4 protein-coding genes and 2 pseudogenes are annotated in these 7,180 nt (G+C 54.0%); 5 read left to right on the plus strand and 1 reads right to left on the minus strand.

Going from position 1 to position 7,180, the window contains the following annotated elements; translation table 11 throughout:
* On the minus strand, positions 1–1,244 hold a 1,244-nt coding region (locus AYW79_RS14765; protein ID WP_197461057.1), incomplete at its 3' end, for a cation:proton antiporter.
* A gap of 286 nt (positions 1,245–1,530) precedes the next feature.
* Between AYW79_RS14765 and AYW79_RS14770 the strand changes: the two are divergent.
* The 5 genes and pseudogenes from AYW79_RS14770 to AYW79_RS14790 form a co-directional block, all read left to right on the plus strand.
* Positions 1,531–2,583 (plus strand): annotated as a pseudogene (locus AYW79_RS14770) (protein prkA); the annotation flags it as partial.
* A gap of 80 nt (positions 2,584–2,663) precedes the next feature.
* Positions 2,664–3,332: pseudogene (locus AYW79_RS14775) on the plus strand (DUF444 family protein); the annotation flags it as partial.
* 119 nt (positions 3,333–3,451) lie between these two features.
* The gene (locus tag AYW79_RS14780) at positions 3,452–4,162 is read left to right on the plus strand and encodes a phosphoadenylyl-sulfate reductase (protein ID WP_067567533.1); all 711 of its coding nucleotides are present in this window, start codon (positions 3,452–3,454) and stop codon (positions 4,160–4,162) included.
* A gap of 24 nt (positions 4,163–4,186) precedes the next feature.
* Complete coding sequence (sat, locus tag AYW79_RS14785; protein WP_067567536.1) at positions 4,187–5,323, plus strand: sulfate adenylyltransferase; 1,137 nt, start codon at positions 4,187–4,189, stop codon at positions 5,321–5,323.
* On the plus strand, positions 5,320–7,029 hold the full coding sequence (locus AYW79_RS14790) for an NADPH-dependent assimilatory sulfite reductase hemoprotein subunit (RefSeq protein WP_067567539.1): 1,710 nt from the start codon (positions 5,320–5,322) through the stop codon (positions 7,027–7,029). The genes sat and AYW79_RS14790 overlap by 4 nt, the downstream gene beginning before the upstream one ends.
* Positions 7,030–7,180: the final 151 nt, after the last annotated feature.

The raw sequence follows: 7,180 nt of genomic DNA on the forward strand, positions 1-7,180 counted from the left end.
TCAATGTGTTGCGCTGTCCAGTTTTCGGGGAGCAAGTCGAGTGACAGTGAGGTTTCCTGCTCTACAGGCAAGGCTTCCTTGTTGTGTCCGACAAGCCGCGAAAAAATTGGGGGCGAAACGATGCATGAGATGATCGCGAGCAAAATCAGCCCGTTTGCCATATCGGCAGAGAGGACGCCCAGTTGTTGTCCAAGTTTACTGGCGAGAAGCATCAGACTCAGTTGTGAGCCGAGCAGGGCCCCGACGCCTATCCTTTGTTTCATCGGAATCATTCGCAGTAAAAAGGCGCTCGGCAAAAATTTTGTGATGTACATGGCAAGAAACAGGACCAAGAGGATCACCCAGAAATGCCACGAGTGTCGAGCCGTGCTGAATTGAAAGGTCAGGCCGACATTCACAAAAAAGAAAGGGAGAAAAAACCCGTAACCGATCGAGTTGATTTTCTGCGTGAAAACGGAGTGCTTTTTGACAAGCAGACTGACAACAACCCCGGCGAGAAACGCCCCGAGAACCACTTGTGTACCGAGGCCCTGGGCGAGCGCGACAAACAGCAGAATGAGTGCAAACGCGCCGCGCACGCTGAATTCTGTCTCCGATTTTTTTAGCAGCTGAACGAAGGCGTGATTTTGAAATCTCTGCACAAAGCGATAGATGAGCGCCATTGCGAGAAAGAGGAAAATGACGAGCAAGAGGCTGCGCGCTTGTCCACTGGCGCGAATCGACGTGTATCCTGCGAGATAGAGCAGTGGAAAGAAGTCGAGTGCGAGCGCGTTGCCAAGGATGCGCTGGCCGAGCGGATGAGACAGCCAGCGACTCTCTTTGAGCGCGGGTACGACGATGCCCATTGACGTCGTGCAAATCAACCCTAAAAAGAAGTAAGGGTGTGTCAAAACGTGTGCAGCGGCGAGTGGAAAGACGATGAGGGCGGTGGCTGCCGCTACGGCGAGAAAAAAGATGAGGCCATCGCGCCATAGGGGCGTTTCTCCTTTTGAAGAGCTGAGCACCATCTCAAAGTCGAGTTCCACGCCCGACAGAAACATCAGATACGTAAAGCCAAAGCCTGCGAGAAACGCGAGTGTTTGGTTGCTGTGGAGCCAATTCAATCCGCCTGGACCCACCAGAATGCCGAGCAGAATCTCGATGACGACAGTCGGCACGATACCGCGCGTCACACGTTGGGAGAGAAACGGCGCGAGAAACGCGATGCACGCGACAAACAAAATGGGGAGATACGCGTTGGTCATGACTCCACCTTCCTTCTCTGCATGATTTTGGATTAGTATATTTGCTCCACCTTATAACTCCCTTAAAGAGGGGCAGAACGCCTCTACGCATCGCGCGGGGCAGAACTCCTCTGCGCATCGCGGCGTCATCGCCAGCCCTGCTCCCTCACGTACCAAAGACGTACGCTCGGTGCGCAGTGCTGGCTAGCTTCCTTGCGCTGCTTGAGGCTTACCTGCCCCTCCATCGCCAGCCCTGCTCTGCGCGCGGTGTTCATCGTAGCATTCGAAGCGGTTGTCTCGTTTGTGCGCGTTTATCGCGCCTGATGAAATGGTCATCGCGCACACAAACGAGACAGAGTATCGGAATTTCGTGAATAATAAGCGTAATGAGGCGTTGCAGTCGCGGATGATCGTGATGCCAATTCCGTATAACCTTAAGGTATCAGAAGAAGTTAAGATTTACCAAAAACTTGTTCATCAGAGTGACTTGCGCGATGTGCACATCGCCCCGCACGGGCTTCACACTGCGGCGCTTTTTTCCATTTTGACACGTCTCAAGGAATCGAAAAAGCAAGGCATGGATCTACTCAAGAAACTGTACTTGTACGATGGCAAAAATGTGGAAGGATTCAAGGAAAAAGACGTTCAGGAATTGCGGGCGGAGTGGCCTGAAGAGGGCATGAATGGGATCGATCCGCGCTACGTGATCAATCGCATCTCAAGCGCGCTGATCCGGCGGGATACATCCTGCATCAATGCGCTCGACATCCTGCGCGCGATCAAGGAGGGGCTCGACCAACACGCGTCAATCACGAAAGAAGACCGCGAGCGAATGTTAAACTTCGTCGCGCTTGCCCGCAAAGAATATGATGAACTCGCGAAAAAAGAGGTTCAAAAGGCGTTTGTCTACTCGTATGAGGAATCTGCGAAGACGTTGCTTGACAATTACCTCGACAATGTCGAAGCGTATTGCAATTGGCAAAAGATGAAAGATCCAATCACTGGCGAGGAGCTTGACCCGGATGAGAAGTTGATGCGCTCGATTGAGGAGCAGATCGGCATCTCAGAAAATGCCAAAAAAGCGTTCCGCGAGGAGATCCTGATCCGTATCTCAACGTACGCGCGCCGCGGCAAGCGATTTGACTACAGTTCGCACGAGCGGTTGCGCGAGGCGATTGAGAAAAAACTGTTTGCAGATTTGAAGGATGTTGTAAAGATTACGACTTCGACCAAGACGCCTGACAGCAAGCAACTGAAAAAAGTGAACGAAGTCAGCAAACGACTCATGGAAGAGTACGGGTATTGCGCGGCCTGCGCGAATGAGCTGCTTCAATATACGGGGAGCCTACTCAATCGCTGACTTATTCTTCGAACGGGGCGTGCGTCACGGTGTGTGACCATGCCCCTTTTTGCAATCGAAAATCCCAAGGGGTGAGTGACATGACGCACAGCCAGTATACGTTGAGTCGCGATGATTGGTCTCTTCACCGCAAAGGGCAACAAGATCAGGCGCGCCACCAACAAAAGGTGAAAGAGGCCATTCGCCACAATCTCGCCGATCTCATCAGTGAAGAAAGCATCATCATGACGGATGGCAAACAGATTATGAAAATACCGATCCGATCGCTTGATGAGTATCACTTTCGCTTCAATTACGGAAAGAGCCAGCAGGCGGGGCAGGGGGACGGAGAATCGTCGATCGGTGATGTCATCGCGCGCGACAGTCAGCCTGCTCAAGGTGCGGGCAAGGGAGAAGGCGCGGGCGACCAACCGGGGGTTGACTATTACGAGGCGGAAGTCTCCGTGGATGAGATTCAACAGATTCTCTTTTCTGAGCTTGAGCTTCCGTATCTTGAACAGAAGGCTCCTGAAGACGTCGTCGTGACAGATGTCGAGTTTCGCGATGTGAGAAAGAAGGGGCTGCAAGGCAATATCGACAAGAAGCGCACGCTGCTTGAGGCGATTCGAAGAAATGCGCGCGCCGGATTGCCCGCCATGCACCACATTTCGAAGGAGGATCTCCGGTACAAAACCTGGGAGGATGTCGAGCATCCGCACTCACAGGCCGTCGTTCTCGCGATGATGGATACGTCCGGATCCCTGCGTGTGGGCAAAGGATGAAACGTGAATGAACGGCGCGTGTGCGTGAGGATTTTTTTGTGATCCTTCTTGACGACGAAAAAAACGCAGGGTACACTATACGCAAATAACATACTAAAACAATCGGAATGGTGGTTTTTGAATTGTCGATCCTTCTTGACCGTTCTTACGATGTCGCAATGTGGGCCAAAGCGTTTGAAGAGAGGGCGCCCGAAGAGATCCTTCGCCACGCGGTAAAGGAGATTGACAATTTGACGTTCGCCTGCAGTTTTGGCGCGGAAGATCAAGTGATTTTGCACATGGTCACGAAGATCAAGCCGAGTCTGCCAATCTTCTATTTAGATACGGACGTTCTCTTTGACGAGACGTACGCGTTGATCGAAGAGACGAAGCGGCGCTTTTCACCAAACTTGATTCGCGTCAGTCCAGAGTTTACGCTTGAGCAGCAAGCGCAGTCACATGGTGAGGCACTCTGGAAATCCCGTCCCGATCTCTGTTGTGACATTCGCAAGGTCAAGCCGCTTGCCGATCATCTGAAAGGATACGCCGGATGGATTACAGGCATTCGCCGCGACCAGGCGCCGACGCGCGCCGATGCGCAAGTGTTTGAAGTGGATGAGAAGTTTGGGCTTTTAAAGGTAAATCCACTCGCGCTCTGGACACACAAGCAGGTGTGGCAGTATCTTGTACAAAACGATGTCCCTTACAATCCAATGCATGATCGCGGTTTTCCGTCGATTGGCTGCTCTCACTGCACGAAAGCGGTAGCGCCTGGTGCCGATCCGCGCAGTGGTCGTTGGAGTGAGTTTGAGAAGACGGAGTGCGGTCTGCATCAATAAGATAGAGAATGGAGTTTTCGTCAAATGATCGTCAATCGCATAGTAGAAGAAGCAAAGCGCAGCACCCTTTTACGAGAAGCAGAATCAATGGTAAAGATCCCGCTGACAACATGGTCGCTCTCTGACCTTGAACTGATTGGGATTGGCGCGTTTTCACCGCTCACAGGGTTTTCGAATAAGGCGGATTATGAGCATGTCCTCGACCACATGCACCTGACATCAGGCGCGGTGTGGACGATTCCCGTCACTCTCCCCGTGTCAGAAACATTGGCGGGATCACTCAAGACTGGAGAGCGCGCGGCGCTTACCGATGAAAACGGCGTGATCTATGGGATTCTTACGATAGGCGACGTCTATCGCTATGACAAGGAGCGCGAGGCGCAAGCAGTCTATCGCACGACCGATGAGGCGCATCCCGGCGTGAATAAACTCTATGCGCGCGAACCGTTTTACGTCGGGGGTGATATCGAGTTGCTCCGTCGCTTTGAGCCGACGGAATTCGCATCCTTTTATGTCGATCCGACAAAGACGCGGGAGATCTTTAAAGAGCGTGGATGGAAAACAGTTGTTGGCTTTCAAACCCGCAACCCGGTTCATCGCGCACATGAGTATATCCAAAAGTGTGCGCTTGAGATCGTCGATGGCCTGTTTTTGAATCCACTCGTCGGCGAGACAAAGGCGGATGATATTCCGGCGGATGTGCGCATGAGAAGCTATCAAGTGCTGCTTGACAACTACTATCCGAAAGATCGCGTCTTTTTCGCCGCATACCCGGCTGCGATGCGCTATGCAGGTCCGCGCGAAGCGGTGTTTCACGCGCTGGTCCGCAGAAACTACGGATGCACCCATTTTGTCGTGGGACGCGATCACGCGGGCGTGGGGAGTTACTATGGAACGTATGATGCGCAGCATATCTTTTCTTCGTTCACAGTGGAGGAGTTAGGCATCCAACCACTCTTTTTTGAAAATAGCTTCTATTGCGAGCGCTGCGACGGTATGGCGTCTGACAAGACGTGCCCGCACGACGCAGAGCACCGCTATATCCTGTCCGGCACGAAGGTGCGCGCGATTCTCCGAAGTGGAGAGCGCCCATCCCCTAAATTCACACGTCCCGAGGTGGCGGATGTCCTCGTGGCGGGACTCGCGGAGGTAACTACATGAGTGTAGACCGGGAAACGGCTGTTTCGCATGTTGAGGTGATCAAGCGTGAAGGCAATCAATTGCGCGGGGAGATCGCCGAGGAATTGATCAACGAGACGTCGTTCTTCACGGAAGAAAGCATCCAGCAACTCAAATTTCACGGGGTGTATCAACAAGACGACCGTGATTTGCGCAAGCAACTGAAAAAAGAGGGTCGTGAAAAGCACTACCAGATGATGATCCGCGCCCGCATTCCAGGCGGCGTATTACCGGCTGCTGCGTATTTGCAGTTTGACAGACTGGCTGAAGAGTACGGGAACAAGACCATGCGCATCACGACGCGACAGACGTTTCAACTGCACGGCGTGTTGAAGGGCGATCTGAAAAAGACGATTGCCGGCATCAATGAGGTTTTGATCACGACGCTTGGCGGCTGTGGCGATCAGGTGCGCAACATTCTCATGTGTCCCGCGCCTCACCGCAGTCCGTTTCATCAAGCGCTGCGGCGAGACCTGTTGGCGCTGGTCGACGAACTGTCAGCGAAAACGAACGCGTATCACGAGATTTGGCTGGACGGAGAAAAGTGGCAACCGGACGATCGCGCAGCGGAAGAGCCGCTCTACGGAAAGACGTACTTGCCGCGCAAATTTAAGCTGGCGCTCGCGGTTGAGGGCGACAATTGCGTCGATGTCTACGCGAATGACCTCGGGATCGTGGCGCATCGCGACGGGGAAACGGTTGCCGGCTACTCCCTCCTGGTCGGCGGCGGAATGGGGCGCACGGCGGCGATTGCCGACACGTTTCCGCGAATGGCTGATCCACTCACCTTTGTCACGCCAGATCAGCTGATTGAGACATGTCGCGAGATCGTAAAGATTCAACGTGATTTTGGCAATCGCGCAGACCGCCGCTATTCGCGCTTCAAGTACCTGCTGCACGAGCGCGGCCTGGCGTGGTTTCGCGACGAACTGAGCGCGCGGCTCGGCCGTCCGCTGGTCGCGCCGCGGGAACTCACGTGGGAGCAGACGAGTGACCATCTGGGCTTTTACCCGGAAGAAAACGGTCGCTTTGCGCTCGGAATTTACGTGCAGAATGGGCGGATTCACGATACGGATCGGATGAAATTGCGCACGGTGCTTCGCGAGATTATGGAGACGTATGCGCCAGAGGTTCATCTGACGTGCGACCAAAACCTGATTCTCTCTGGGCTTACAGAAGAGCAAGGTGAGGCGATCAAAGCGCTGCTCTTAGATGCTGGTGTCCCGCTCGCTGAACAATTGAGCAACGTCGTGCGCTACGCGATGGCTTGCCCTGCGCTGCCCACCTGCGGTTTGGCGACGGCCGAGTCGGAGCGGATGCTGCCGGATGTGCTTAAGGAGATCGATCAACTGCTTGCCCAGCTTGGACTGCAAAACGAAGTGATGAGCGTTCGCATGACGGGATGTTCTAACGGATGCGCACGCCCCTATATTGGGGACATCGGGTTTGTGGGGCGCACCATCGGCAAATATGACCTCTTTTTGGGCGGGGATTTCAACGGTGCGCGGATGAACGCGCTCTACCAGGAACTGCTGCCGATCACGCAGGCGGTCGACACGTTGCGGCCACTTTTGCTCCACTATAAAGCCGGGCGCAAACCGGCGGAGCGCTTTGGCGACTATTGTCATCGGGTTGGATTCGAGGCGCTGCGCGCAGGCACTTTGGCGGAGGCAAAAGACGCGCAATGAAGGCGCTTTTGCTTGTCGGACACGGTACGCGCGATGATGTGGGAAATGATGAATTTGTGACGCTTACCGAGCGCGTCACAGCGCGCCTTGACACACGCGGTGGTGAGCTGCGTGTGTCTCGCTGTTTTTTAGAACTGCGTGCGCCGTGGAT

Origin of the sequence: Ferroacidibacillus organovorans (assembly GCF_001642725.1) — a bacterium.
Classification (GTDB): Bacteria; Bacillota; Bacilli; order Alicyclobacillales; family SLC66; genus Ferroacidibacillus; species Ferroacidibacillus organovorans.